At 61.7% G+C, this 24,000-nt stretch carries 24 protein-coding genes and 1 tRNA gene; 1 reads left to right on the forward strand and 24 read right to left on the reverse strand.

The window, feature by feature from the left end:
* Position 1: 1 nt before the first annotated feature.
* The 24 genes from ABCR88_RS25475 to ABCR88_RS25590 form a co-directional block, all read right to left on the reverse strand.
* Positions 2 to 1,012: a zinc-binding alcohol dehydrogenase gene (locus ABCR88_RS25475; protein ID WP_232641816.1), complete on the reverse strand. Its 1,011-nt coding sequence runs from the start codon at positions 1,010 to 1,012 to the stop codon at positions 2 to 4.
* Positions 1,012 to 2,355 carry a 3-phosphoshikimate 1-carboxyvinyltransferase gene (locus ABCR88_RS25480; RefSeq protein WP_350023137.1) on the reverse strand — a complete coding sequence of 448 codons (1,344 nt, stop codon included), beginning with the start codon at positions 2,353 to 2,355 and terminating at the stop codon, positions 1,012 to 1,014. The genes ABCR88_RS25475 and ABCR88_RS25480 overlap by 1 nt, the downstream gene beginning before the upstream one ends.
* Positions 2,352 to 3,560, reverse strand: a complete 1,209-nt coding sequence (locus ABCR88_RS25485; protein WP_350023138.1) for a Coenzyme F420 hydrogenase/dehydrogenase, beta subunit C-terminal domain — start codon at positions 3,558 to 3,560, stop codon at positions 2,352 to 2,354. The genes ABCR88_RS25480 and ABCR88_RS25485 overlap by 4 nt, the downstream gene beginning before the upstream one ends.
* 113 nt (positions 3,561 to 3,673) lie before the next feature.
* Complete coding sequence (locus tag ABCR88_RS25490) at positions 3,674 to 4,141, reverse strand: GNAT family N-acetyltransferase (RefSeq protein ID WP_019094547.1); 468 nt, start codon at positions 4,139 to 4,141, stop codon at positions 3,674 to 3,676.
* Positions 4,142 to 5,077 (reverse strand): DMT family transporter, encoded by a 936-nt coding sequence (locus tag ABCR88_RS25495; RefSeq protein ID WP_053159884.1) that lies wholly within the window; start codon positions 5,075 to 5,077, stop codon positions 4,142 to 4,144. It lies immediately after the preceding gene.
* Between the two features lie 10 nt (positions 5,078 to 5,087).
* On the reverse strand, positions 5,088 to 7,961 hold the full coding sequence (locus tag ABCR88_RS25500; protein WP_350023139.1) for an AMP-binding protein: 2,874 nt from the start codon (positions 7,959 to 7,961) through the stop codon (positions 5,088 to 5,090).
* Positions 7,962 to 7,982: 21 nt separating this feature from the next.
* The gene (locus tag ABCR88_RS25505; RefSeq protein WP_265577438.1) at positions 7,983 to 9,215 is read right to left on the reverse strand and encodes an aspartate aminotransferase family protein; all 1,233 of its coding nucleotides are present in this window, start codon (positions 9,213 to 9,215) and stop codon (positions 7,983 to 7,985) included.
* Between the two features lie 449 nt (positions 9,216 to 9,664).
* Positions 9,665 to 9,740: transfer RNA gene (locus ABCR88_RS25510), tRNA-Lys, on the reverse strand.
* Positions 9,741 to 9,802: 62 nt separating this feature from the next.
* The gene (gene queC / locus ABCR88_RS25515; protein WP_041119623.1) at positions 9,803 to 10,504 is read right to left on the reverse strand and encodes a 7-cyano-7-deazaguanine synthase QueC; all 702 of its coding nucleotides are present in this window, start codon (positions 10,502 to 10,504) and stop codon (positions 9,803 to 9,805) included.
* 1 nt (position 10,505) lies between these two features.
* Positions 10,506 to 11,153 carry a 7-carboxy-7-deazaguanine synthase QueE gene (queE, locus tag ABCR88_RS25520; protein ID WP_011063011.1) on the reverse strand — a complete coding sequence of 216 codons (648 nt, stop codon included), beginning with the start codon at positions 11,151 to 11,153 and terminating at the stop codon, positions 10,506 to 10,508.
* A 166-nt stretch (positions 11,154 to 11,319) separates the two neighbouring features.
* Positions 11,320 to 12,132: a tol-pal system protein YbgF gene (gene ybgF, locus ABCR88_RS25525; protein WP_011063012.1), complete on the reverse strand. Its 813-nt coding sequence runs from the start codon at positions 12,130 to 12,132 to the stop codon at positions 11,320 to 11,322.
* Positions 12,133 to 12,138: 6 nt separating this feature from the next.
* Positions 12,139 to 12,636, reverse strand: coding sequence for a peptidoglycan-associated lipoprotein Pal (pal, locus tag ABCR88_RS25530; protein ID WP_003227510.1), 498 nt, complete (start codon positions 12,634 to 12,636; stop codon positions 12,139 to 12,141).
* 53 nt (positions 12,637 to 12,689) lie between these two features.
* Positions 12,690 to 13,970, reverse strand: a complete 1,281-nt coding sequence (tolB, locus tag ABCR88_RS25535) for a Tol-Pal system beta propeller repeat protein TolB (protein ID WP_015636767.1) — start codon at positions 13,968 to 13,970, stop codon at positions 12,690 to 12,692.
* Positions 13,971 to 13,987: 17 nt separating this feature from the next.
* On the reverse strand, positions 13,988 to 15,049 hold the full coding sequence (gene tolA, locus ABCR88_RS25540) for a cell envelope integrity protein TolA (protein WP_011063014.1): 1,062 nt from the start codon (positions 15,047 to 15,049) through the stop codon (positions 13,988 to 13,990).
* Complete coding sequence (gene tolR / locus ABCR88_RS25545; protein WP_011063015.1) at positions 15,049 to 15,501, reverse strand: protein TolR; 453 nt, start codon at positions 15,499 to 15,501, stop codon at positions 15,049 to 15,051. The genes tolA and tolR overlap by 1 nt, the downstream gene beginning before the upstream one ends.
* Positions 15,502 to 15,514: 13 nt before the next feature.
* Complete coding sequence (gene tolQ, locus ABCR88_RS25550; protein ID WP_011063016.1) at positions 15,515 to 16,210, reverse strand: protein TolQ; 696 nt, start codon at positions 16,208 to 16,210, stop codon at positions 15,515 to 15,517.
* Complete coding sequence (ybgC, locus tag ABCR88_RS25555) at positions 16,200 to 16,667, reverse strand: tol-pal system-associated acyl-CoA thioesterase (RefSeq protein ID WP_041119627.1); 468 nt, start codon at positions 16,665 to 16,667, stop codon at positions 16,200 to 16,202. The genes tolQ and ybgC overlap by 11 nt, the downstream gene beginning before the upstream one ends.
* Before the next feature lie 138 nt (positions 16,668 to 16,805).
* Entirely contained in the window at positions 16,806 to 17,864 is a 1,059-nt protein-coding gene (ruvB, locus tag ABCR88_RS25560) for a Holliday junction branch migration DNA helicase RuvB (RefSeq protein ID WP_011063018.1), read from the reverse strand.
* Positions 17,865 to 18,473 carry a Holliday junction branch migration protein RuvA gene (gene ruvA, locus ABCR88_RS25565; protein WP_011063019.1) on the reverse strand — a complete coding sequence of 203 codons (609 nt, stop codon included), beginning with the start codon at positions 18,471 to 18,473 and terminating at the stop codon, positions 17,865 to 17,867.
* A 114-nt stretch (positions 18,474 to 18,587) separates the two neighbouring features.
* Positions 18,588 to 19,112 carry a crossover junction endodeoxyribonuclease RuvC gene (ruvC, locus tag ABCR88_RS25570; RefSeq protein WP_011063020.1) on the reverse strand — a complete coding sequence of 175 codons (525 nt, stop codon included), beginning with the start codon at positions 19,110 to 19,112 and terminating at the stop codon, positions 18,588 to 18,590.
* 129 nt (positions 19,113 to 19,241) lie between these two features.
* Positions 19,242 to 19,988, reverse strand: coding sequence for a YebC/PmpR family DNA-binding transcriptional regulator (locus ABCR88_RS25575; RefSeq protein WP_011063021.1), 747 nt, complete (start codon positions 19,986 to 19,988; stop codon positions 19,242 to 19,244).
* Between the two features lie 112 nt (positions 19,989 to 20,100).
* Positions 20,101 to 21,876: an aspartate--tRNA ligase gene (gene aspS / locus ABCR88_RS25580; RefSeq protein WP_011063022.1), complete on the reverse strand. Its 1,776-nt coding sequence runs from the start codon at positions 21,874 to 21,876 to the stop codon at positions 20,101 to 20,103.
* Positions 21,877 to 21,971: 95 nt separating this feature from the next.
* Positions 21,972 to 22,193 (reverse strand): zinc ribbon domain-containing protein, encoded by a 222-nt coding sequence (locus tag ABCR88_RS25585; protein WP_010457489.1) that lies wholly within the window; start codon positions 22,191 to 22,193, stop codon positions 21,972 to 21,974.
* Between the two features lie 251 nt (positions 22,194 to 22,444).
* Positions 22,445 to 22,918, reverse strand: coding sequence for a Dps family protein (locus ABCR88_RS25590; RefSeq protein WP_011063023.1), 474 nt, complete (start codon positions 22,916 to 22,918; stop codon positions 22,445 to 22,447).
* A 464-nt stretch (positions 22,919 to 23,382) separates the two neighbouring features.
* Here ABCR88_RS25590 and ABCR88_RS25595 point away from each other — a divergent pair, with 464 nt between their 5' ends.
* Positions 23,383 to 23,988 carry a cold-shock protein gene (locus tag ABCR88_RS25595; RefSeq protein ID WP_011063024.1) on the forward strand — a complete coding sequence of 202 codons (606 nt, stop codon included), beginning with the start codon at positions 23,383 to 23,385 and terminating at the stop codon, positions 23,986 to 23,988.
* Positions 23,989 to 24,000 lie beyond the last annotated feature (12 nt).

A 24,000-nucleotide genomic window follows, 5' to 3' on the forward strand; every position in this document is an offset into this window, starting at 1 on the left:
GTCACACTTCCCTGTGCTTGATCAGGTTGATTCCAGGGGCGAAGAACGCCGCGCCGTTGTAGTGCGCCAACGCCTGCCCCAGGTCCATCTCGACCCGCTGCAAGTGCTCCAGCCAATCCTTGCCGGCCACCAGGTAGTCGAGGCAACGAGCGATGTTGCGCTCCACCGTGGCTTCCCCTGCCGGGCACTGCACACTCTTGCGCCCGTGATGGTAGGCATCGTCCCGGTAACCGTTACCGCAGCGGGACACGTTGATGATGTCGATGTTGCCCATTTGCGGCGAGAGCTCCAGGGTCAGGCTGACCCGCCCGACATTCACCAGCCGCGAGCGGCCAGCCCCGTTGCCCTGCGGATTGAGCAGGGCCAGCAAACGCGGAAACAAGGCGCTGATATCGCCATCGATGCACAGGAAGATCCGGGTGAAGCGTCCGGCCATCGCCCCCGGCTCGGCCAGCAGGTCGAGCACCTGCACCGGCAGGCCCGGATCGATGGCGGCGGGGTTGAGGTCCGCGACCCAGATCCGCGCGCCATGACAGGCCGCCACCAGGCTCAGCATCTTGCCCACCAGGCCCATGCCCACCACCAGGATCTGCTCCCCCGCCTGCAATTGCGCACGGTCCACCGCATGCACTGCCGTGGCACCCAGGGTGGCGAGAATCGCCTGGTCCTGGGTCAGTGGCGGCGGTACCTTGCACACCAGCCGCTGGGGCACCTGGATCCAGTTGGAATGGGTGGCAATCTTCCAGCCCATGGCCACCACCCGGTCCCCCGGCTGCACGCCTTCCACCTCGGGCCCCACGGCGCTAACCACCCCGGCCGCGCAATAGCCCAGCGGCAGTTGCTCGCCAGTCTCGCGTACTTGCTGCAGGTAATGACGCTCGGTGCCCGGGCTGACCATGGAGTAGTCCACCGCCACCTGCACTTCAGTGGCCGCCAGAGCGGCCAGAGGTTCATGCACGGCGATCACGCCATCGGCGCCACAGGCGGTGAGTGTGTATCGGTTGCTGCTCATCAGGCCTCCCGTCCGGTCAAGCGATCCAGGCACTGGGCAAACCCTGGAAATGAAGTCTGGTAGCAATGCCCTTCGAGGATGGTGGCCTGCAGCCCGTGAGCCAGCAGCAGGACGTGGGCGGTCATCGACAGGCGATGGTCGCCAAAGGTCGGGATGGCACCCTCCACCTGCGGCGTCTGCCCGCCGGCCACGTGCACGTCGTAGCCCTCGACCTGGTAGTCCAGGCCCAGGGCATTGAGCATGCTGCGGGTGGCGGCGATCCGGTCCGATTCCTTGAAGGTCAGCTCGTAGAGGTCACTGAAGGTCGCGCTGCCGGGCAGCACGCAGCTGATGGCCAGGGCCAGCGGCACTTCGTCGATCATTGCGTGGAACTGGTGCTTGTCGCGCAAGTCGTGAGCCCTGGGCTGGCCCCCCCCGCGCAGCAGCAGGCGGCCCACCGGCTCGCCATGCCGAATGCTGTCCACCTCCAGGGTCAGGTTGAAACCACAGGCCAGCAGCCAGTTGAAAAAGCCCAAGCGCGTCGGGTTCAGGCACACATTGTCGAAACTCAGGCGCTGCTGCTCCTGGTGGCGGTTGCACAGCAGGAACAACGCCGCCGGATAGGCAATGGCCGAGGGGTCGCGAGGGATGCTGATCTCCTCGGGAATCGCGCAGTCCCGTGGCTGGTAGTGGATCTGCAACTGCTCGTCCAGCAGCCGGTCGCCAAAACTGTTGATGATGCGCTGGGTGTGATCCCGGGCCACCACCGGGTACCGGATCGACATCGGCTTGCGTGCCGCCACCCCGGCAAACAGCAAGGTGCTGATGGCCTGGGCGCTGCCGATGTGGATCTGCGCCGCGCCGCCGCGGAATGCAGCCTGGTGGATACGGATCGGCAGCGCGCCCGGACGCCCCAGGTACTCCAGGTGGGCGCCCATCTGGTTCAGGGGCTCGACGATCCAGTCGAAGGGGCGGTTGCGCAGGGTTTCGTCGCCATCGACGATGCACGGCACATTGAGCCCCACCAGCATCCCGATCAGTAACCGCGCGGCCGCGCTGGAGGGCCCCAGGTCGACCCGCCGCTCGTGGGTCGCCTGGGCGAACTCACCGCTGATCTCCAGGGTCTGGGGCGTCTGCCCTGGCGTCACCTCAAGGCCCAGTTGCTGCAGGGCATCGAGCAACAGGGTCACCGCCTTGCCGCGGTTCAGGTCCCGCAGGCGCACCGGATGCCGGGCCAGGGCGGCAAACAGGATCATCCGATGACTGATGGACTTGTCCGATGGCAGGTAGCCGTCGATGTTGGCCCAGACTTGCTGTTGGCGGCCTAGGGTGAAATCGATGGGCCGGTCCGGGTAATCGATCATGGGCTACTCCTGTATTTGGCGGGGTTGATCAGTTCGGCGTCGTCCACCAGCGCTTCGTCCTCGAAGTGGTCGCCCACCCCGGGGCCCGCGGGCAACACCAGCGGCTGGGTTTCATAGAAGCGCCGACGGTTCTTCTTGCGTTCAAGGCCGAGGTTGAAGCCCCCAAGGTCCACTCCCCAGCTTTCCAGCCAGCCATGGGTGATGGCGCTGTCCACCAGGGCCTGGCCCATCTCGGTGCGGATCAGCGCGCGGCCGTGTTTCTGTTCTTCGGAACCGTTGAGGCTGGCTTCGAAGATGTTGGGGTCGCCGTCACACACGCTGACGTCGGCCAGCCCGCTCATCCAGTCACCGCAACTGAGGCAGCGAAAGGTCTTGTTGTCCTTGAGCTTGCCGAGGATCTCCCAGAAATCGATGCCAAAGGTCTGGCTGTCCAGCAAGGTGACTTGCAGCCGGCCGGGGTAATCGCCTTCGCGGTACTTGATATCGCGCACCTGCTGCGGGTCTTGCCCCAGCACCTCGCTGATGATGCTGTGGGTGCCGGCCGGCAGGGTGTTGGAGGAGCAGGCGGTCTCGATCACGCAGATGATCCGGCTGCGGGCCCAGTGGCCGATGGCCGTGTCCCGGCGCTGCAGCTTGCGGATCGCCTGGACGTGGCAGGCCAGCCCCACCACGGCGATGCGCGCGTCCGGCTGCTGTTCGTAGCATTCGCGCAGGGCATTGAGGTAAGGCGCCAGCTGGTAGGTGGACTGGGCATTGTTGATGATCGCCGCTGCAGCGCTGCCCAGTTGCGGCGCGCTGCGCCAGCCCTGCCCGGGGTGACGGCCCATGGTCAGGGTCAGGTCCACGTCAAAGTGCTCCCGGGCGGTCAGCAGCAAGGTGGTGGCGGTACCGCCACTGGCCGAGCGCCGGACTATCTGCGGGTCTGTGGAACGCGCACCGATGGCCTGGCGGCTGATCCCCAGCCAGCGCTCTTCGGCGCGGCGGGTACGGCCGAACAGTTCCAGTTCGGAGCGATCGGTATCCGGCTGCAGCCCCGGGCACACCACCAGGCACTCGGTGCAGCTTTCACAACTGTCGCCGATGCCCTCCAGCAGCGGCACCACCCGGTCCAGGTCGAAAACGATTACCTGCTGTGGACACACCAGGGCGCAGGCGCCGCACCCGGCGCACAGATTCTGATCGAGCACCGTCAATTTCAATAACATCCCTGTCATCTTGGATAAGCCTCGTGTGCCGTTTTCCGGGTGCAGCCGGCCGCGCCCCCGCGAACCGGGGACGGGCAAGACCTGCTGTGCTGAGGTGGCCGCCGACGGTCAGATCAAAGCGGGCGTTCCATCTTGATGATCTCGATGGACACCGGGCTGTTGCCGCGGCTGAAAGTGCCCTCGCCGATCTTCTGGAAGCCGTGGTAGGCATAGAAGCCTTCGGCCGTCAGGGTCGCCTCCAGGTAGGCCGAGCTGGCACCGCTGGCCCGCAGCCGAGCCAGCGCCACCTCCAGCAGACGGCTGCCCAGGCCACGCCTGGCCACATCGCCACGGATGAACAGCTTGCTGACCTCATTGCCGTCGAGCTCGACGAACCCTTCGATCTGCTCGCCCTCGGCCAGCCACAGCGATCCCTTTTCCACGGCTTCGCGGTAGGTTTCCGGGGAGCGCCCATCGAGCCACATGCGGATCTGCTGATCGCTGTATTCAGAGGTGCACAGGCGCTCTACCGAGTTGCGGTGGGCCTCGAAAATACCGATCAGATCGTCCGTGGTGGCCTGGCGTATCCGTACATTGCTCATTCAGCTGAACTCCACTTTCTTGGGGGCGGGGTGGTAGCGAAACTTGAAATTGATCAGGCTGCCCAGCATCACCAGGGCACTGCCGAGCATCAGGTGCAGGCTCAGGGGCGTTTCCCCCAGCCACACCGACAGGTAGCTGGCGCCGATGGGGTACAGCACGCCGACGTAGCCGGCGTTCTCGGCGCCCATGCGCTTGATCAGGTCGATGAACAGCACGAACACCAGCGCCGAGCACACCACCCCCAGGTACAGCAGGATGCCGAGATCGGCCAGGGTGCCCGGCAGTTGCAAGCCATGGCCGCCCAGCAACAGGCTGACGGCGTATAGAGCGCAGGCCCAGCCGGCCGCCACCTTGTTGATGTGCAAGGTGCCGAGCTGGCAGGTCTTCTGGATGTGCTCCGAAAGCACCGATCCGATGGCCACCGCCAGGAAGGAAGTCAGCCCCAGGGCCACTCCCGCCAGCGACAGCGGCCGCCCCGGATCGCCAAGCATGAACAGCCCCAGCCCGGCGATGCTCACCAGTGCGCCGAGCAGGTTGTGCAGGGCGACCGGCACATGCAGGAACAGGCGCTTGATGCCGATGATGTAGAAAATCACAAAGGCGCTGAGGCAGGCCATCTGCGCACTGCCCAGGTAAGCGGTGGCCAGGTAGGCCAGGCCGATGCCGGCATAGAAGTACACCGCCCCCACCCCGGCCATCAGCAAGTAGGCCTTGCGGGTTACCGGCTGCTGCGGGCCGGCGCACAGCCGTTGCCACAGCCACAGCACCCCGTAGGCAATGAGGAAGCGCAGCATCAGCGAAGAGCCGACATCGCTGTGTTCCACCTGCAGCGAAATGGCGATCCAGTTGGTGGACCAGATCAGCAGGCAGCCGAGGAAAATCAGCACGGCGACCGGTGAACGGGATTTCTTGTTGTTATCGGGTAAGGCGTTCATGGAGGTTTCTCTAGCTCAAGGCAGCGGTGATCCCGGTCAGCAGCGACTCCAGGCGTTCTTCGCCGAAGACCTGCGGGTCATAGTCGATTTTCAGCAGCAACTCGCCCGCGGCCAGGTAGCCGGTGAACTCCAGGTGATGGCTGGGGCTGCCCTGCATCAGTTGCAGGCTCAAGGGATGCACGCCGACCCGGGCCCCGGGCGGGTTCTCCACGGCGCCCAGGAAGTTGTAGCTGTAGCCGCAATCGAACAGGCCCTTGAGGCGCTCGGCCTCGGGCGTGGCGAAATAACGGTTGCCGAAGCTGTGGGCAATGCCCTGGCTGGCTTGCTGGCCGGCCTTGATTTCCCTGGCGATCTGCTCCAGGTCCAGGCTGGCAACTTGCAGCACCAGGGGGTAGATCACCGTCAGCCAGCCGAACACGCTGTTGAGCTCGGCGCCGCTCTTGTCCAGGGCCCGCCCATGGTCGAGCAAATGGACTTTCTGGAACGGGTTGTCATCGCTCTGGCTCATGGCGCGCAGGATGGCCGCCAGCAGCAACTGGCTGGTCTCGGCCACACCCTGGGCCCACTGCGGCAGGTCGCGGACCGGCCCCAGGCACAGTTCGGCTCGCCGAAAGGCCTCGCGCCGGGGAAACTCGGGGCGCTGCCCGGTCAACTGCGCGCAGCGGCCCCAGGGCAGTGCTTCCCAGAACGCTTCATGGGTCGCCGCGGCATGCTCGCGCTGGTAGCTCTGCTGCCACTCCTCGAAGGCCGTCGGCCGCGGCCAGCTTTGCATGCACTCCAGGCCCTGCCCCAGGCATTCGTCCAGCTCGGAAACCAGCAGCATCCAGGAGTAGCGATCGACCTGGAACTGGTGCCCGGCAATGATCAGGTGATGGCCAGCGGCGTCCTGTTGCTGGCTGAAGCAGAAGAGTTGCCCCTGGCTCAGGGAGATGGCTGCGCAGGTCCGCTGCACCGCTTGCTGCAGATCCGTTCCGGCAGGCTGCAGCCCCTGATCCTGAACGCCCGCCTCGATAAAGTGATGGCGGAAAATTGCCCGCAGCGCCTGGCTGACTCGCTGTGGCTCCTGGCCGGCGGCTATGTCCAGCACCAGGGCCTGGTTCCAGTGATCCAGGTCGCTGATGCCGCGGCTCAGCAGGAAGCGGCGATTGGGCAGGCCCTCGACCTGCGGCCGGGAAACCCCGGGCCGGGCCTTGGCCGCCGCCGCATGCACCGGCAATTGCCCCAGGGCCTGATCCGACAGCAACTCTTCCAGGTCCAGCACCAGGCCCTTTCTCTTCAGCGTGGCAACCACCTGCAAGGCCCGCAGCGAATCACCGCCATTGTCGATAAAGCTCTTGGCCCGGTCCGGGCTCTGCCCGCCAAGTACCTGGCCGATGGCTTGCCAGAAAGGCTCCGGTGCGGCCTGTGCCGGCTCCGGCGCCGCCATGGCGCGGGCAGCCAGTTGCGCCAACGCCTGCCGGTCGATCTTGTTGTTGCGGTTCAAGGCAAAACGCTCCACCAGCAGGAAGCGCGCCGGCACCCGGTGCGCCGGCAGTGCGGCCCTGGCGGCCTGACGCAGGAGGTCTTCGCCAAGGCTGGCGTCACGGGCAATGACAAAGGCCACCAGGGCCAGGTTGTCCCCGTCCTGATGGGCGATCACACAGGTTTCCCGTACCTGGGCCAGAGCCTTGAGCTCCGATTCCACCTGGACCAGGCTGACCTTTTGCCCGTTGATCTTGACGATGGAATCCTTGCGCCCCAGCAGGCGTATGGCGCCATCGGGCTGGCGGCACGCCAGATCACCGGTGGCGTAGCACTGGCGCTGCGAGTCCAGGGGGCAGGGCTGGGTCAGCTCGACGATCAGCCCGCTGGCCGGGTCCAGGCGCCGGGCCACCAGGGCGGAATAGAGCAGCAGTTCCCCCACACCTTCGCCGTAGGGCTGCCCCGGTTCCTTGGCAATGTCCAGGGTGACGCCTGCCACCGGCCGGTCCAGGGCCCAGGTCGGGTCCTGCAGCGTCTGCCCCTGGTCGATGCGGGCGTAGAGCGCGGTGGTGCATTCGGTCGGCCCGTAGGCGTTGAACAGTTGCGAGCCTGGGGCAAAGGCGTGGTTGAAGCGCCGAATGTCCGAGGGGTGGATGATCTCGCCGCCGATCACCAGTTGCTTGGGCCGGGCATAGATGGCGCTCGCATCGCTGTAGAAGGCACGCAGATAGGGCACCGTCATATGCAACACATCGATGTCATGTTCGGCGATCAGCGCCTCGACTGCGGCGAAGTCATGCTCCCGGGGGTTGAGGCTGCACAGGGTGGCGCCAGTCTTCAGGCTGGCGAAGATGTCCATCAGGCCGGCGTCCCACCCCGCGGAAGCCAGTTGCAGCACACGCTGCCCGAGGCCGATTCCGACATAGCCGATGTAGTTGTCAATGTGCCGGCCCAGGGCCTCGATGCGCTGCACTATGGCCTTGGGCTCGCCAGTGGAGCCGCTGGTGAAGATCACGTAGTCCTGGCAACGCAACGGGTATTCCCGGCCAGGGGGCACGGGCCGGGCTTGCAGGTGCTGCAGGTCGAGCACCGGCAAGGAACGGGTCAGTTGTGAACCAGGCCGTGTCGTGCCATTGAGGACCAGGTTCACGCCCAGGTGCTGGAGCACCGGCATCAACTCGTCGAGGTTGCTCGCCGGGTCGATGAACACCACTCGCCGGGCGGCGGACAAGGCCGCGATCAACGCCGCATACATGGCCCGGCCATGGCTGGCATACAGCGCCAGCACCGGCTCCGGCAGCCCTTGCAGCTGGGCGCTGACCCCCTCGCGCAACTGGTCGAGCGCGGCAAAGCCAAGGCTGCCCTGGACATCGATGACACCCGCAACATCGGTACCCGCCATGCGGGTAAAAGCCTGCAACATGATATCCCTGCCTTGTTGTTATTAGAGGGAGCGACAAACGCCCTGCAGCGTCTGCATGAATGCCTGGATTTCCTGCTGGGAGATGCTCAGTGGCGGGGTCAGCTTGACCGTCGCCGGATTGCGCCCGCCGGTGCGCACGATCACCCCGTGCTCCAGCAGACGGTTGCGCAACGCCAGTACATCAGCGCCCTGGCCCTCGAAATCGAAGGCGAGCATCATGCCGCGGCCGCGCACATTGACCACTCGCGCGTCCTGGCCCCCCAGGCCTTCCAGGGCCTGGCGTAGGTACGCGCCGTTACTCGCCGCCCACTGCCAGGGCTGTTCCTGGTGGTAGATATCCAGCACCTTGGAAGCCACGGCACAGGCCAGCGGCATCAGGGTGAAGGTGGAGGAATGCTCGGCATAGCCCAGGCAGTCCACCAGTTCCGGGCGGCCTACCACCGCCGAAATCGGCAAGCCATTGCCCAGGGCCTTGCCCAGCACCAACAGGTCCGGCAGCAGTTGCGGGTTGCTGAAAAACGGCGTTCCGGTGCGGCCAAAACCGGTGTAGATCTCATCGAATATGGTGATCACGCCGAAGATCCTGCCCAGTTCGACAATCGCTTCGAGCAACGCCAGAGGCACCGGATACATGCCCTCCGCTGCCTGGATCGGCTCGATGATCAGCGCCGCGGGCAAGCAATTGGCCTGCTGCGCCTGGCGCAGATCCTCGGCCAGTTGCTCACGCCACAAGGCGGCCAGGGCCGGGTCCTGGTCGGCGTCATAGTCCAGGGCCAGGGCGGTCAGTTGCAGGCTGTCGCCACCGGCCAGGTGCTTGCGAAAACCGCGGTTGGAGGTCACCGACAGGGCGCCCTGGGTCTTGCCATGGAAGGAATTGTGGAAATACACCACGCCCTGGCGTCCGGTAGCGGCGCGGGCGATTTTCAGCGCCACCTCGATTGCCTCGGCACCGGTGACCGCGCCAAACACCGAAGCCTGCGCATAGGGCACCAGCCCCTCCAGCTTGGCGACCACTTCATGGCGCTGCGGGTTGTCGATGTTCCAACCGGTATGGATCAGCAGTTCGGATTGACGCTTGAGGACTTCGACCAGGTCATCGCGCTGATAACCCAGGTTGGCGGCACCGCTGCCACCGGACATGTCGAGGAAGGATTTGCCCTGCTCATCGTAGAGAAAGCACCCCTTGCCACGAATGACGGAAGGGCTGGAGGGGGCACTGCGCCTAACGGATATTGCAACTGCTTCTGTGAACATCCTGTCACCTTGAGTAAGCCGGGCTTATGACTCACGCACAGACTCAGGGACAGATTCGTACAGGCAGGGCAAAGCCCTGCTGACTGCGAAGTTACCGACCCTGGTATGTGTTCTCCTTGCCAGGGACGCAACCCCTGTCGGCAATGGCGGCAAGATTTACGCGGGAGGCATTTGCGCTGTCAACGAGCCCCGCACTTATTCTGAATTTAAAGCGATAACCCCTGAAAAAAAGGGGGAATTCAGATAAAGCCCCTGAATTTATCAAGGTTTTTAGAGATGAGTCCGGCTACCGGCAAAAGGCCAGCCTCTGCAGAAGAGTTGATATTCAAGCGGTGAGAAGAAGACAAGCTGAGCAGCTGAGTGGCGGGATCACGGTTTTTTGCAAGGCAAAAAAAAACCCGGAAATCCTCACTTTCGTGGGCCTTCCGGATTTTCTAAACCGCCAAATATGGTGGGTCGTGTGGGATTCGAACCTACGACCAATTGGTTAAAAGCCAACTGCTCTACCAACTGAGCTAACGACCCGCTGTGTGGTGGCGCGTATAATACTGATTTCTAACGGGAATTCAACACCCTATATGAAAAAATCAAAAATAAGGTGTTGGATCACTGATTCCGGCCGCCTTGAAGCCTTCAGCACGCAAACGGCAGCTGTCACATTTGCCGCACGCGTAGCCGCTATCGTCTGCCTGATAGCAGGAAACCGTCAGCCCGTAATCAACCCCCAGGCGTACCCCGGCCTGGATGATCTCGGCCTTGCTGAGGTTCTGCAGCGGCGCCTGGATACGAAAGCCCTGCCCTTCGACACCGGCCTTGGTCGCCAGGTTGGCCATGCGCTCGAAGGCTTCGACGAACTCGGGACGGCAATCCGGGTAACCGGAATAATCCACCGCATTGACACCGATAAAGATATCCCGCGCGTGCAGGACTTCCGCCCAGCCCAGGGCCAGGGACAGGAAGACGGTGTTGCGTGCCGGCACATAGGTGACAGGAATGCCCTCCCCCGGCGCCTCTGGCACCTCGATGGTGCTATCAGTCAGTGCCGAGCCGCCAATACCGTTGAGGTTCAGGCCGATCACCTTGTGCTCCACCACACCGAGGTCCCGGGCCACGCGCTCGGCGGCGTGCAACTCGGCCCGATGGCGCTGGCCGTAATCGAAGCTCATGGTGTAGCAGCGGTAGCCTTCGGCGCGAGCCATGGCCACCACGGTGGCAGAGTCCAGGCCACCGGACAGCAGGATCACGGCACGCTTTTCACTCGAAGATGGGTTCTGTGCTTGTTCAGTCATGTCAGCGCCCCGGCTCGTCATTCCAAAGGTATTTATGCAGCTGCAGTTGCAGACGTACTGGCAGGTTGTCAGCGACGATCCAGTCCGCCAGGTCTCGTGCATTCAAGTCATGGTGGCTGGGCGAAAACAGCACTTCGCCGGCGCGTCGCTCAAGACCGTACTGGATCAGCTTGGACACCGCCCAGTCATAGTCCTCGCGGGAGCAGATGACAAACTTGACCTGGTCGTTGGCGGTCAGCAGCTCGATATTCTCATAGCGGTTGCGGTGCGCTTCCTTGGAGCCGGGAGTCTTGAGATCAAGGATCCGGCTGACGCGCGGGTCCACCGCAGAGATATCCAGCGCACCGCTGGTTTCCAGCGAGACCTCGTAGCCGGCATCGCACAAGTGCTGGAGCAAGGGAATGGCATTGGGCTGGGCCAGAGGCTCGCCACCAGTGACGCAGACGTAGCGAGGGCGGAAACCGGCAACCTGCTCCAGCAGGCTATCGAGGGTCCGCTGGCTACCGCCGCTGAACGCGTAGGCACTGTCGCAGTATTGGCAACGCAACGGGCAACCGGTCAGGCGCACAAAAACCGTGGGCAGCCCGGCAGTCCGAGTTTCCCCCTGCAACGAGTAGAAAACTTCGGTGATTCTCAATGTGTCTTGCATAGTCGCCACGGGCGTAACAGCTAAACAGGCTGTCCGCCTCCGTCAGGCACTTCAAGGAACCCCGCCATCGCGCAGATCCCAGGAAGCGTGTTTCAGAAAAAGGGCATGGATTCTAACGAAAAAACCCGCGACAAGCGCGGGTTTCTTGTAACGGAGGCCAACGCACTTACATGCGCTGCAGGTCCCGTTGGGCCAACTGAGCGGCGGAAGTGCCCGGATACTGGGCCACCACCTGCTGCAGGATGCCCTTGACCCGGTCGGTGTGACCGAGACGACGCTCTACGTCAGCCAGCTTGTACAGCGAATCCGGCACCTTGGCGTGCTTGGGATACAGCTGGGAAACCTTGGCAAATGCCTGGCCCGCGCCTTGCAGGTCGCCTTTGGCCAGGTTCACTTCACCCAACCAGTACTGGGCATTGCCGGCGTACTGGCTGTTGGGGTACTTGCGCAGGAATGCCGAGAAGGCCTGGCTGGCCTTGTCGAAATCCTTGGCCTTGATCAGGTCGAAGGCAGCATCGTAATAGAGCTTTTCCTTGGCCGGATCACCGGGTTCGCTACTGGCGGCTGGCGCCTGAGCAGCGGCACCGGCAGCGCTGTTATCGCCACCGGCAGAAGAATTCTCAGGAGTTGCGGCAGGTGCGACACCGCTTCCTATGCGTCGATCAAGGTCCTGGTAACGCTCCAGGCTTTCTTGCTTCATCCGCGCTACATCATTTTGCAGAACTTCGATCACACCCTGTTGGCGTGCAATCTGCTCTTGCATTTGCTGCAGTTGCTGGAACAGCTCGCCCTGTGCCGAGACAGGGGTCGAAACCCCTCCCCCGGCATAGGCGCCGTTCGTGCCATAACCCGCTGGCGGATAACTACTCCCGCTATTGTTATAGCCGGAGTTGTTATCGACCACAGGAACCGCAGACCACGCCGCAAGCGGCGTGAGACTGAGAGCCAAAATAGTTACAGCACGACGGCACGTTCGCATGACGAATTACTTACGCAGTTCGACGCGACGGTTTTGAGCCCAGGACTGCTCGTCGTGGCCAGTAGCAACTGGACGCTCTTTACCGTAGGAAACCAGCTCCAGCTGTGCAGGGGAAACGCCCTGCAGAACCAGGTAGCGCTGAACGGCTTTAGCACGACGCTCGCCCAGAGCCATGTTGTACTCACGAGTACCACGTTCGTCGGTGTTGCCTTCCAGAACAACGCGAGCGCCGTTTGCTTTCAGGTCTTTGGCGTGAACGTCCAGAGCGCGCATGGCTTCTGGCTTCAGGTCCGAGCTGTCGTATTCGAAGTAGAAGGTGGTGATTGCGCGCAGAGCAGCTTCTTCGCTCAGGGAGCCATCAACAGCACCGGTGTTAGCGCCGTAACCAGCGTTTGGATCAACAGCGCCTTCACCGGCATTGTCGCCGCCTTTGGAGGAGCAACCTACAGCCACAGCCATGGCCAGAGCCAGCGCAGCAAACTTACCAAACTTCAACATTTCCATCGTGAAACTCCTAATGAACCCCAGTGTGTTAAGTGAAACATTGTAGCGCCGCGTCAGTTCAGGTAAGGGGACCAGGACGGTTCTCTGACTTCGCCTTGAGCGGTAGGAAGCGGGAGCCTCACACGTCCATTAATGGACACGAGCATCAAGACTCCCCGGCCCTGCTGGCGGGTGGCGTAGATTACCATGGTGCCGTTGGGCGCAACAGTAGCTGACTCATCAAGGTTAGTGTCTGTAAGGATTTTTACGCTACCGCGCTGCAAATCCTGAGCCGCTACCCGGAAGTTGGTGAAACCATCCTGGCGGTGAATCATTACCAGGGTCTTTTCGTCAGCAGAAAGTTTCGGGTTGGCGTTGTAGTTACCAATAAAGGTCACACGCTCAGCGCCACCGCCATTGATATTGCTTTTATAGACTTGCGGCTTGCCGCCACGGTCGGAGGTGAAATAGATGGTGGAACCATCCTTGCCCCAGAACGGTTCGGTGTTGATGCCCGGGCCACTGGTGACGCGGCTGATCTGCCGGGACGCCATGTTCATCACATAGATATCCGGGTTACCGTCCTTGGACAGCACGAACGCCAGGCGGGTGCCATCTGGCGACCAGGCTGGAGCGCCGTTCAGGCCTTCGAAGTTGGTGATCTGCTCACGACGCCCGGTATCGATGTGCTGGACGAAGATGCGCGGGCGCTTCTGCTCGAACGACACGTACGCAATGCGCTTGCCATCCGGAGCAAAGCGCGGCGACAGGATCGGCTCGCGAGACTGCAACAGGGTTACCGCCCGAGCACCGTCGTAGTCCGAACGCTGCAGGGTGTAACGGGTGTTGTTCACCGAGAAACGCTCAGCCGTCACATACAGCAGGCGCGTAGAGAACGCCCCCTTGATGCCGGTGAGTTTTTCAAAGGACTGGTCGGAAATGTAGTGGGACATGTCCCGCAGTTGATCAACGCTACCCGACACGCTGCCGGTCAGCACTTGCTGCTCGGTAGCGACGTTGAACAGCGCGTACTGCACCTGCAGGCGTCCGCCGGCTGGAACAATGCTGCCGACCATCACGTACTGGGCGCCCAGGGCTTTCCAGTCACGGAAAATGACTTCGCTGGCCTGGGTCGGCAAGCTGATCATGTTCTGCTTTGGAATCGGTGCGTAGTAACCCGAGTTGCGCAGGTCATCACCGATGATCTGTGCCATGTCGTCCGGCAGCACGCTGCCGCCCTGCCAGCCAAACGGCACTACCGCAATCGGCGTCGCCCGATCACTGCCACTGGTGACCAGAATGTTTTTTTCATCCGCTGCCGCTATCCCTGCCATACAGCAAATAACGACAAGCATTCCTCGAAGAAGGTTTCTCACAAGGCTAGATCCTCAGGTGTGAATGTCATCTTGAATGAACGATAGGGCGCGAAATCCTTCGGACTCAAACCCTGCATTTCTGTCAAACGCCCAATGTTCTTGACTGCCGCCACCGCCGAAGCGTCGAACGGACCATCACCACTGGACTTGATCACGCTGACCGTGGTCACCGTGCCATCAGGCAACATGCCGATCCGCAATTCCACCGTCATGCCCTTGCGCGCCGAAGGAGGACGAGCCCAGCCTTCCGCCGCACGAATGCGAATCAGGTCATCGAAACTGCCTGCGACACTGTCACCCACCTCATCCGACTTGGTGGCTTCACGCTCCGGCTTATCGGACAGCAAGTCCGCCAGGGCCTGGGCCTTTTTCTCTTCGGCAGATTTGCGCGCTGCTTCCTGGGCCTTCTTCTTCGCAGCGTCGGCAGCAGCTTTCTTCTTGGCATCCTCGGCGATCTTTTTCTTCGCCTCGTCTGCTTCAGCTTTTTTCTTCGCGTCTTCCGCGGCTTTCTTCTTCGCGTCTTCGACGATTTTCTTCTTCGCTTCTTCAGCGGCCTTTTTCTTGGCCTCTTCTTCAGCAGCTTTCTTGGCTTCTTCTTCGGATTTCTTCTTGGCTATATCAGCCAATTGTTTCTCTTCAGCCTTTTTCGCTTCTGCGGCTTTCTTGGCGTCATCCGCCTTCTTCGCCTCATCGGCTTTCTTGGCCTCATCGGCCTTTTTCGCTTCCTCGGCTTTTTGAGCAGCCTCTTCTTTCTTTTGTTCCGCGGCCTTGATCTCTTCCTGCTCGACCTTCTTCTGCTCCAACTGTTCGGCTTCGGTCTGGCGCGCGGCGGATTTCTTCGCCTCACCCGCAATCTTGTGATTGGTCTGGGTGGTTGCCGGACTCTTGGATTTGAGCTGGTACAGGGTCGCTTGAACGATCGGCTTGGCCGGGGGCAGTTCCGGGGTCATGGCAAAGCTGACGAACAGCATGCCAAACACCAGCACGTGCAGGGCAATTGCCCAGACACTAGGCCAGAAGTAGCTTTCCGAGGCGGACGGCTCTCGCTGTTGGTGCATCAGGGCGCCTCGGTAATCAGGCCAACGTTACCGACTCCGGCTTTCTGCAGGCCGCCCATGGCACCCATCACGGCGCCGTAGTCGACGGATTTATCACCGCGAATGAACACCTGGGTGTGCTTGCCGCCTTCATTGCCGGCACGGATGATCTTGGTCACCGCGTCGGTCATCTGCGGCAAGGTCATCGCCTTGTCCTGTTGCTTTTCAGTGTCGACTTCGCTGCCAAGGTTCCAGTAGTAGGTCTTGTCAGCCTTGATCGAGATGGTCAGCACCTGGGTGTTGTTGTCCTGGGGCAAGGCTTCGCTGGAAACCTTGGGCAGGTCAACTTTCACGCCCTGGTTGAGCATCGGCGCGGTCACCATGAAGATAACCAGCAGTACCAACATCACGTCGATGTAAGGCACCACGTTCATCTCGGCAACCGGCTTGCGTTTGTGGCGAACTCGGGCCATGGGTTTTACCTGCTCACTCTTCGCTGGTGTGCACTTTACGGTGCAGGATCGCCTGGAACTCGTCGGCGAAGGTGTAGTAACGGCTGATCAGCGTCTCGCCACGAGCGGCGAAGCGGTTGTAGGCGATCACCGCCGGGATGGCCGCGAACAGGCCGATGGCCGTGGCGATCAGTGCTTCGGCGATACCCGGGGCTACGGTAGCCAGGGTCGCTTGCTGGGCCTGAGCCAGGCCGCGGAAGGAGTTCATGATCCCCCAGACGGTACCGAACAGACCGATGTACGGGCTGACGGAACCGACAGTGGCGAGGAACGGCAGGCTCTGCTCAAGCTTTTCTTCTTCTCGGGAAATCGCTACGCGCATGGCACGGGCCACGCCTTCCATGACCGCTTCAGGATCGACACCCGGTTGCTGGCGCAGACGGGAGAACTCCTTGAAACCGGCACGGAAAATCTGCTCGACGCCGGAGTCCGGGTCTGGGTTGCTGCCCGCCTGACGGTACAGCTTGGACAGGTCGATACCGGACCAGAAGCGCTCTTCGAAGCTCTCCAGGGCACGTCGACCGGCACGCAGCAGGTTGCTGCGCTGAAAGATCATGATCCATGAAGTCACCGATGCGGCAACCAGGGTCAGCATTACCAACTGCACAACAACGCTGGCATTGCTGACCAGGCTCCACATGGAGGAATGGTCGACGACGTTAGCTTCCACGCTTTATCTCCTGCTCTGAGTGTGTACCCGCGATGCTCTCGTCGGCAAAGGCCGTACGCAGAGCGTCTGGAATGGCGCGGGGTTTGAAATTGTCGGCGCGCACACAGGCCACCAGGAACTGCCCTTCACAGAGCAGTGCATTGTCTTTGGCTCGCCTGACCTGCTGAGTGAAGCGCAGGCTGACCCGGTTCAATTCGGTAACTTGGGCACTGACCAGAAGTTCGTCGTCCAGTCGCGCCGGCGCGTGATAACGCGCTTCGCTGGAGTGCACGACAAATAACAGGTTCTCCCCCACCAGCTGCGACTGGGCAAAGCCCAGGTGTCGTAGCCGCTCGGTTCGAGCCCGCTCCATAAACTTAAGGTAATTAACGTAATACACGATGCCGCCGGCATCGGTGTCCTCGTAATAAACGCGACAACGATGTGCGAACGACTCAAGCCCGTTTTGCGCGCGCATACTCTAGTGCTTACTCCTCAGGTTGCCAATCCGGCCAGGCAACTGTTTTTTCATTCTTGTACGACTTTTCGTGATGTTTTAACCATGCCAGTCCCTAGGACAGCACAAACCCCGAATAAATCGACAAAGAGCGGGTTATTAATCGTCCACGGCATCGAGGAATTCGTCTACCACGGGCATGTCCCCCATTCGTGACGGAATGTTAAGACCGAAGTGCAGGTAGGCATGCCGGGTCACCACACGACCACGGGGGGTGCGCATGATATAGCCCTGCTGGATCAGGTACGGCTCCAGTACATCCTCGATGGTATGGCGCTCTTCACTGATGGCCGCGGCCAGGCTGTCGACCCCCACCGGTCCGCCGTCGAACTTCTCGATCATGGTCAGCAGTAGACGTCGGTCCTGGTGGTCGAAGCCACGCTCATCGACGTCCAGCAGGTTCAGCGCCAGGTCGGCGATCGGTTTGGTGATATGCCCCTTGGCCCGCACCTCGGCGAAATCCCGCACCCGACGCAGCAAACGGTTGGCGATCCGCGGAGTGCCCCGGGCACGGCGCGCGACCTCGAAGGCGCCTTCCGGATCCAGGGGCAAACCAAGAATGCCGGCGGAACGGCTGACAATGGTTGCCAGGTCCGCAGTGCTGTAGAACTCCAGGCGCTGGACGATGCCGAAGCGGTCCCGCAGCGGGTTGGTCAGCATCCCCGCACGCGTGGTTGCCCCCACCAGGGTGAACGGCGGCAGATCGAGCTTGATCGAGCGCGCCGCAGGGCCTTCGCCGATCATGATGTCGAGCTGGAAATCTTCCATGGCCGGGTACAGCACTTCTTCGACAATCGGCGAAAGCCGGTGAATCTCGTCGATGAACAGTACGTCGTGAGGCTCAAGATTGGTCAGCAAGGCCGCCAGATCACCAGGGCGCTCCAGCACGGGGCCGGACGTACTCTTGATCGACACCCCCATTTCCTCGGCGATGATGTTGGCCAGGGTGGTCTTGCCCAGGCCCGGGGGACCGAAGATCAGGGTGTGGTCCAGGGATTCGTTGCGCCCACGGGCGGCCTGGATGAACAGTTCCATCTGCTCGCGCACGCTAGGCTGGCCGATGTAGTCGGCCAGGCTGACCGGACGAATCGCCCGGTCCTGGATTTCCTCGCGCTCACGGGGGCCCGTGGCAGCGATCAGACGGTCGGCTTCAATCACTTAAATCATTCCCTTCAGGGCTCGGCGGATCATGTCTTCACTGCTCAAACCTTTGTCTTTGATCGCGGATACGGCCTTGCTGGCTTCCTGCGGCTTATAGCCCAGGGAGATCAGCGCGCTGACCGCGTCCGACTCGGCGCTGGCCACTGGCGCCGGCGCATCCGGCTGGTTCGGCACCAGGGCGAACATGCTCGGCACGGCTTCCCAGGCCTTGAAACGGTCCTTGAGTTCTACCAGCAGGCGCTCGGCGGTCTTCTTGCCGACTCCGGGCACCTTGGTCAGGGCCGAGGTGTCCTGGGCCTGCACACAACGCACCAGCTCATCCACCTCAAGGCTGGACATCAACGCCAGGGCCAGTTTCGGGCCAACACCATTGAGACGGATCAACTCGCGGAAAAAGTCTCGCTCGCGCTTGCTGGCAAAACCGTAGAGTAACTGCGCATCCTCGCGGACGACCAAATGGGTGTGCAGGGTCAGGGGCTCGCCGACCGACGGCAGGCGATACAGGGTGGTCATCGGCACTTCGACTTCATATCCCAGCCCGTTTACATCAAGAATCAGGTGCGGCGGCTGTTTCTCAGCCAGGGTGCCGCGCAAGCGTCCAATCACGTTTCAGATCCTTAGGCGATGGCCAGCCCGCAGCTGGCGACTCGTTGGGCGAGCGTCTGCGCCGGCTACCCAGGCGCAAAACGCTCAACCCCTAAAATGACTGCGCTGATGCTATCAGAGACGCAGGCGGCCGCCACGACTGCGTGCTGTCCCCAGACCATGGGGCAGCAGGCTGGAACGGGTATGAGCGTGACAGATGGCAATGGCCAGGGCGTCCGAGGCATCGATCTGCGGCTTGGTGGTCAGCTTGAGCAGGTGCATGACCATCATCTGCACCTGTTCCTTGTTGGCCCCGCCAGTGCCGGCCACGGCCTGCTTGACCTGGGTGGCGGTGTACTCGGCAATCTCCAGCCCCTCTTCGGCACCGGCAACGATCGCTGCCCCCCGCGCCTGGCCGAGTTTGAGCGCCGAGTCGGCGTTGCGCGCCATGAACACCTTCTCGATCCCCATGGTCACCGGACCGTAGGTCTGGATCACTTCACGCACCCCGCGATAGACGATCTGCAGCCGGTCGGGCAGCTCGCCAGCCCCGGTACGGATACAACCAGAGGCCACGTACACACAGCCGCGCCCCGTGTCTCGAACCACGCCATAACCGGTAATGCGCGAACCGGGGTCGATGCCAAGAATAAGAGTCATAACGCCTGCTGCTTGAATAAAGAGGCTTGCCGGCCAGGACCGGAACAGCGAAAAGGCAGAAGCCGGAAGCGCCCTGCCGCGCAATGATCACGGCTTCGCACCTCCGGCCTCAAGGTTAGTGCAGTTGAATCAGCCGAGTTGCTCGGCGACCGACTCGGGAATATCCGCGTTGGAATAGACGTTCTGCACATCATCCAGGTCTTCCAGCATGTCGATCAGCTTGAGGACCTTCTCGGCGCCTTCCAGGTCCAGTTCGGCACTGGTGGTCGGCAGCATGACGATTTCCGCGTCCGCAGCAGTAAAACCCGCCGCTTCCAAGGCATTGCGCACGCCATAGAAACCGGCGAACGAGGTGAACACGTCGATCGAACCGTCTTCGTTGCTGACCACATCGTCGGCATCGGCTTCCATCGCCGCTTCCATCAAGGCGTCTTCATCGACACCTTCGGCGAAGGTGATCTGCCCCTTGCGCTCGAACAGGTAGGCCACCGAACCGTCGGTACCCAGGTTGCCGCCACACTTGCTGAAGGCATGGCGAACAGCTGCCGCGGTGCGGTTGCGGTTGTCGGTCATGCACTCGACCATCACCGCCACGCCGTTGGGGCCGTAGCCTTCATAGGTCAGCTCGACCACATCGTCGCTGCCGGCAGCGCCGGTGCCACGGGCGATGGCCCGGTCGATGATGTCGCGGCTCATGTTGGCACCCAGTGCCTTGTCCAGGGCCAGGCGCAGGCGTGGGTTGGAGTTGGGATCGCCGCCGCCCTGACGGGCCGCGACAGTCAGCTCACGAATCCACTTGGTGAAAATCTTGCCTCTCTTGGCATCCTGACGCTCTTTGCGGTGCTTGATGTTCGCCCACTTGGAATGACCTGCCATAACTTGCTCCAAATTCTCTTTGAAACATTGCCCACACCGCATGGCGGGTGCGGGCAACAAAAACTCGACCCATAGAAAAAGCGCACCCGAAGGTGCGCCTTATCGGGCCGGCTTATTCAGCCTTGGGCTGTTCGCGCAAGCGGATGTGCAGCTCGCGCAGAGCCTTGGCATCCACCAGACCCGGTGCCTGAGTCATGACGCAGGCCGCGCTCTGGGTTTTCGGGAAGGCGATCACTTCGCGGATCGACTGGGCGCCGGTCATCAGCATCACCAGGCGGTCCAGACCGAAGGCCAGGCCACCGTGCGGCGGCGCGCCGTACTTGAGGGCGTCCAGCAGGAAACCGAACTTCTCTTCCTGTTCCGCTTCGCTGATGCCCAGCAGGCGGAATACCGCTTGCTGCATTTCCTTGCGGTGGATACGGATCGAACCGCCACCCAATTCGGTGCCGTTCAAAACCATGTCGTAGGCGCGCGACAGAGCGGTAGCCGGGTTGGCTTCCAGTTCTTCCGGCGAGCACTTCGGCGCGGTGAACGGGTGATGCAGGGCGGTGAAGCTGCCGTCGTCGTTCTCTTCGAACATCGGGAAGTCGACAACCCACATCGGCGCCCATTCGCACGTCAGCAGGTTCAGGTCGTGACCGAGCTTGATACGCAGCGCGCCCAGGGCCTCGCTGACGATCTTGGCCTTGTCGGCCCCGAAGAACACGATGTCGCCGTCGACCGCGCCCACGCGATCGAGGATCACGTTCAGGTTGGCTTCCGGGATGTTCTTGACGATCGGCGATTGCAGGCCTTCAACGCCTTTGGCGCGCTCGTTGACCTTGATGTAGGCCAGGCCCTTGGCGCCGTAGATGCCGACAAACTTGGTGTAGTCGTCGATCTGCTTGCGCGGCATGCTCGCCCCGCCTGGAACGCGCAAGGCGGCGATGCGACATTTCGGATCGTTGGCCGGGCCGCTGAACACCTTGAATTCCACTTCCTTGAGCTGGTCGGCAACGTCCACCAGTTCCAGCGGGTTGCGCAGGTCCGGCTTGTCGGAACCGTAGCGACGCATGGCCTCTTCAAAGGTCATGTGCGGGAATTCGCCGAATTCCAGACCCAGCACTTCCTTGAACAGGTTGCGGATCATTCCTTCGGTCAGGCCCATAATGTCTTTTTCGTCGAGGAAGCTGGTCTCGATGTCGATCTGAGTGAACTCAGGCTGACGGTCGGCACGCAGGTCTTCGTCGCGGAAGCACTTGGCGATCTGGTAGTAGCGGTCGAAGCCAGCCACCATCAGCAGTTGCTTGAACAGCTGTGGCGATTGCGGCAGGGCGAAGAAGCTGCCAGCGTGGGTGCGGCTCGGCACCAGGTAGTCGCGGGCGCCCTCTGGGGTGGCGCGGGTCAGGATCGGGGTTTCCACGTCGAGGAAACCGTTCTCGTCCAGGTAGCGACGGATGCTGGTGGTCATGCGCGAACGCAGACGCAGCTTCTCGGCCATTTCCGGACGGCGCAGGTCGATGAAGCGATAGCGCAGACGGGTTTCTTCACCCACGTCCGAATATTCGTTGAGCGGGAACGGCGGGGTTTCCGCTTCGTTCAGCACTTCCAGCTCGTAGCCCAGGACTTCGATCATGCCCGAAGCCATGTTGGCGTTGCCGGCACCGGCCGGACGCAGGCGTACCTTCCCGGTGATCTTGACCACGTATTCGCTGCGCACGCGGTCGGCGGCGGCGAAGGTTTCAGCGCGGTCCGGGTCGAACACCACCTGGGCCAGACCTTCACGATCACGGATATCGAGGAAGATCACCCCGCCGTGGTCACGGCGACGGTGGACCCATCCGCAAAGGGTTACTTCCTGACCTTCCAGGCTTTCGTTCAGTTGGCCGCAATAATGGCTGCGCATCATGGTAGTGGTTTCACTTCTCGTAATTCGAAATTCGATGGAGGCCTTGCGCACCTCAAGGTGCCGGATAGTGCAAGAACTCGCGCGTGTCGTTCAACTTAGTCAGCTTTGTCGCCACCGGCCAGGTTCTTCTTGGAGCCGGTCTTGAAGTCGGTTTCGTACCAGCCGGTGCCGCTCAGGCGGAAACCAGGCATGGACAGCATCTTTTTCAGCTCGGGCGCCTGGCAGGCTGGGCAGTCGACCAGCGGCGCGGCGCTGATCTTTTGAATGGCTTCCAGCTGATGACCACAGGAAGCGCATTGATAGTCGTACATGGGCATGGGGGGCGTCTCGGCAATCCAGATTACTGCTTGAACTACAGCCAGAGCCCACGCCAAAGCCCGGGCTACGTAGCAAAGAGCGGGATTATATCCATTAAATCGGCCCTGTGCAGCCGTATGACCCCATTGCGGGCGTCACCGGCCGTCAGGCGTCTATCCGGGCTGCAACCCCGGAAGGTCTGGAGAACGCAGGTGCTGCCTGCTGGGCAAGGGTGCGAACGGCGTACGGGACGCCATTCGCAAGAGCGGGCTTAACGGTTTTCCAGCAGAGAGCGCAGCATCCACGCGGTTTTTTCATGCACCTGCATGCGCTGGGTCAGCAGATCCGCCGTGGGCTCGTCGCTGACCTTGTCCAGCAACGGAAAGATGCCCCGGGCGGTACGGGTCACTGCTTCCTGGCCGGCGACCAGTTGCTTGATCATTTCCTCGGCGGCAGGCACCCCTTCCTCTTCCTTGATCGAAGACAGCCGGGCATAGATGGAATAGGCCCCCGGAGCCGGGAAGCCCAGGGCGCGAATGCGTTCGGCGATCAGGTCCACTGCCAGGGCCAGTTCGTTGTACTGCTCTTCGAACATCAAATGCAGGGTACGGAATTGCGGGCCGGTGACGTTCCAATGGAAATTATGGGTTTTCAGGTACAACACGTAGGTATCCGAAAGCAGACGGGAAAGACCGTCGACGATGGATTTACGATCTTCTTCGCTGATACCGATATCAATTGCCATGTTTCTCTCCGTTATCGGGATGGATTCACCCATTCATCTGCCGGACCACTCTAGCAAGAGTACCGCCCCTGCGCCGCCCAGGATCGTCAATCGGCCTGCGGTGGATTGTCCCGTGGCCCGGCCCGGGATAAACCTCACTGAGTTCGAGTCAAGTCAGACAGCAGCAGAAATCCGACGTTCCTTGGAAAAATCACCGCCATCTGTCTAGAACAGGCTTTTGCCCGATTCTCCGAGCTCGGCCTGCAGAAGCGCTCATTTGTACGCCCGGGGCAAGCCCTGCAGCTGATTTGAGAAGGCCTGGGCTTTGCTGTTAAATAGAGCCCGTGTCGCTGTTGCCTATTTCTTCGGCCAGCGCGCATAGGCTGACACCGCGTACGTAACCACCGCCTCACCTATTTGTTCAGAAGCGAACCGTGCGTGATCAGCTCCTCCTTGTGCTTCCTTCTTAACGTGAGCTAATCAAAATGTTGAAAATCGTCCACCTGCTGACAGGCATTGCAGCTTTGCTGCTGTCCTTGATTCCGAGTCTGAGATCTGACGCGGTTCCCTACCTGCAACAACCCGATGCTCTTTACCTGGCCCTTTTCGGCCTGCTCAACCTGATCCTGGCTCCAGTTATTCCCTACTGGAACAAAGGCTCTCGTCATCACCTGCAAAATCTGGTCAGCGCCCTGCTGGTGCTGGTCGTTGTACTGCAAACCCTCACCCTGCTGGCCCCCATGCCAGTCATTGGTGGCCAACCGGCGGTTCTGGTCAGCTTGCTGACTGCACTGATCGCCGTAGTCCTGCACCTGGCCATCAGCTTCTACAAGTCATCACCTTCCGCTTCCGCCACGCCAAGCTACGATATGAGCAATCGTGATACCGGTACCGTGAAGTGGTTCAACACCTCCAAGGGCTTCGGTTTTATCTCCCGGGATTCCGGCGATGATATTTTCGTGCACTTTCGCGCCATTCGCGGAGAAGGCCATCGCGTCCTGGTGGAAGGCCAGCGCGTGGAGTTCTCGGTAATGAACCGTGACAAGGGCCTGCAAGCCGAAGACGTGATTGCCGCGCTGCCGCGCCGCTGATCGGCCGCCCAT

It is taken from the genome of Pseudomonas sp. W17 (assembly GCF_040268305.1).
Classification (GTDB): domain Bacteria; phylum Pseudomonadota; class Gammaproteobacteria; order Pseudomonadales; family Pseudomonadaceae; genus Aquipseudomonas; species Aquipseudomonas protegens.

Coding starts and splice junctions, on each gene's coding strand:
- ABCR88_RS25485 (WP_350023138.1), bottom strand. CDS start 3,560: ATGTTATTGAAATTGACGGTGCTCGATCAGAATCTGTGCGCCGGGTGC.
- ABCR88_RS25595 (WP_011063024.1), top strand. CDS start 23,383: ATGTTGAAAATCGTCCACCTGCTGACAGGCATTGCAGCTTTGCTGCTG.
- ABCR88_RS25585 (WP_010457489.1), bottom strand. CDS start 22,193: ATGCCCATGTACGACTATCAATGCGCTTCCTGTGGTCATCAGCTGGAA.
- ABCR88_RS25575 (WP_011063021.1), bottom strand. CDS start 19,988: ATGGCAGGTCATTCCAAGTGGGCGAACATCAAGCACCGCAAAGAGCGT.
- ABCR88_RS25590 (WP_011063023.1), bottom strand. CDS start 22,918: ATGGCAATTGATATCGGTATCAGCGAAGAAGATCGTAAATCCATCGTC.
- ruvC (WP_011063020.1), bottom strand. CDS start 19,112: ATGACTCTTATTCTTGGCATCGACCCCGGTTCGCGCATTACCGGTTAT.
- pal (WP_003227510.1), bottom strand. CDS start 12,636: ATGGAAATGTTGAAGTTTGGTAAGTTTGCTGCGCTGGCTCTGGCCATG.
- tolA (WP_011063014.1), bottom strand. CDS start 15,049: ATGCACCAACAGCGAGAGCCGTCCGCCTCGGAAAGCTACTTCTGGCCT.
- tolB (WP_015636767.1), bottom strand. CDS start 13,970: ATGCTTGTCGTTATTTGCTGTATGGCAGGGATAGCGGCAGCGGATGAA.
- ABCR88_RS25490 (WP_019094547.1), bottom strand. CDS start 4,141: ATGAGCAATGTACGGATACGCCAGGCCACCACGGACGATCTGATCGGT.
- ybgC (WP_041119627.1), bottom strand. CDS start 16,667: ATGCGCGCGCAAAACGGGCTTGAGTCGTTCGCACATCGTTGTCGCGTT.
- queC (WP_041119623.1), bottom strand. CDS start 10,504: ATGACTGAACAAGCACAGAACCCATCTTCGAGTGAAAAGCGTGCCGTG.
- ABCR88_RS25495 (WP_053159884.1), bottom strand. CDS start 5,077: ATGAACGCCTTACCCGATAACAACAAGAAATCCCGTTCACCGGTCGCC.
- ABCR88_RS25480 (WP_350023137.1), bottom strand. CDS start 2,355: ATGATCGATTACCCGGACCGGCCCATCGATTTCACCCTAGGCCGCCAA.
- ABCR88_RS25475 (WP_232641816.1), bottom strand. CDS start 1,012: ATGAGCAGCAACCGATACACACTCACCGCCTGTGGCGCCGATGGCGTG.
- queE (WP_011063011.1), bottom strand. CDS start 11,153: ATGCAAGACACATTGAGAATCACCGAAGTTTTCTACTCGTTGCAGGGG.
- tolR (WP_011063015.1), bottom strand. CDS start 15,501: ATGGCCCGAGTTCGCCACAAACGCAAGCCGGTTGCCGAGATGAACGTG.
- aspS (WP_011063022.1), bottom strand. CDS start 21,876: ATGATGCGCAGCCATTATTGCGGCCAACTGAACGAAAGCCTGGAAGGT.
- ybgF (WP_011063012.1), bottom strand. CDS start 12,132: ATGCGAACGTGCCGTCGTGCTGTAACTATTTTGGCTCTCAGTCTCACG.
- ABCR88_RS25500 (WP_350023139.1), bottom strand. CDS start 7,961: ATGTTGCAGGCTTTTACCCGCATGGCGGGTACCGATGTTGCGGGTGTC.
- ABCR88_RS25505 (WP_265577438.1), bottom strand. CDS start 9,215: ATGTTCACAGAAGCAGTTGCAATATCCGTTAGGCGCAGTGCCCCCTCC.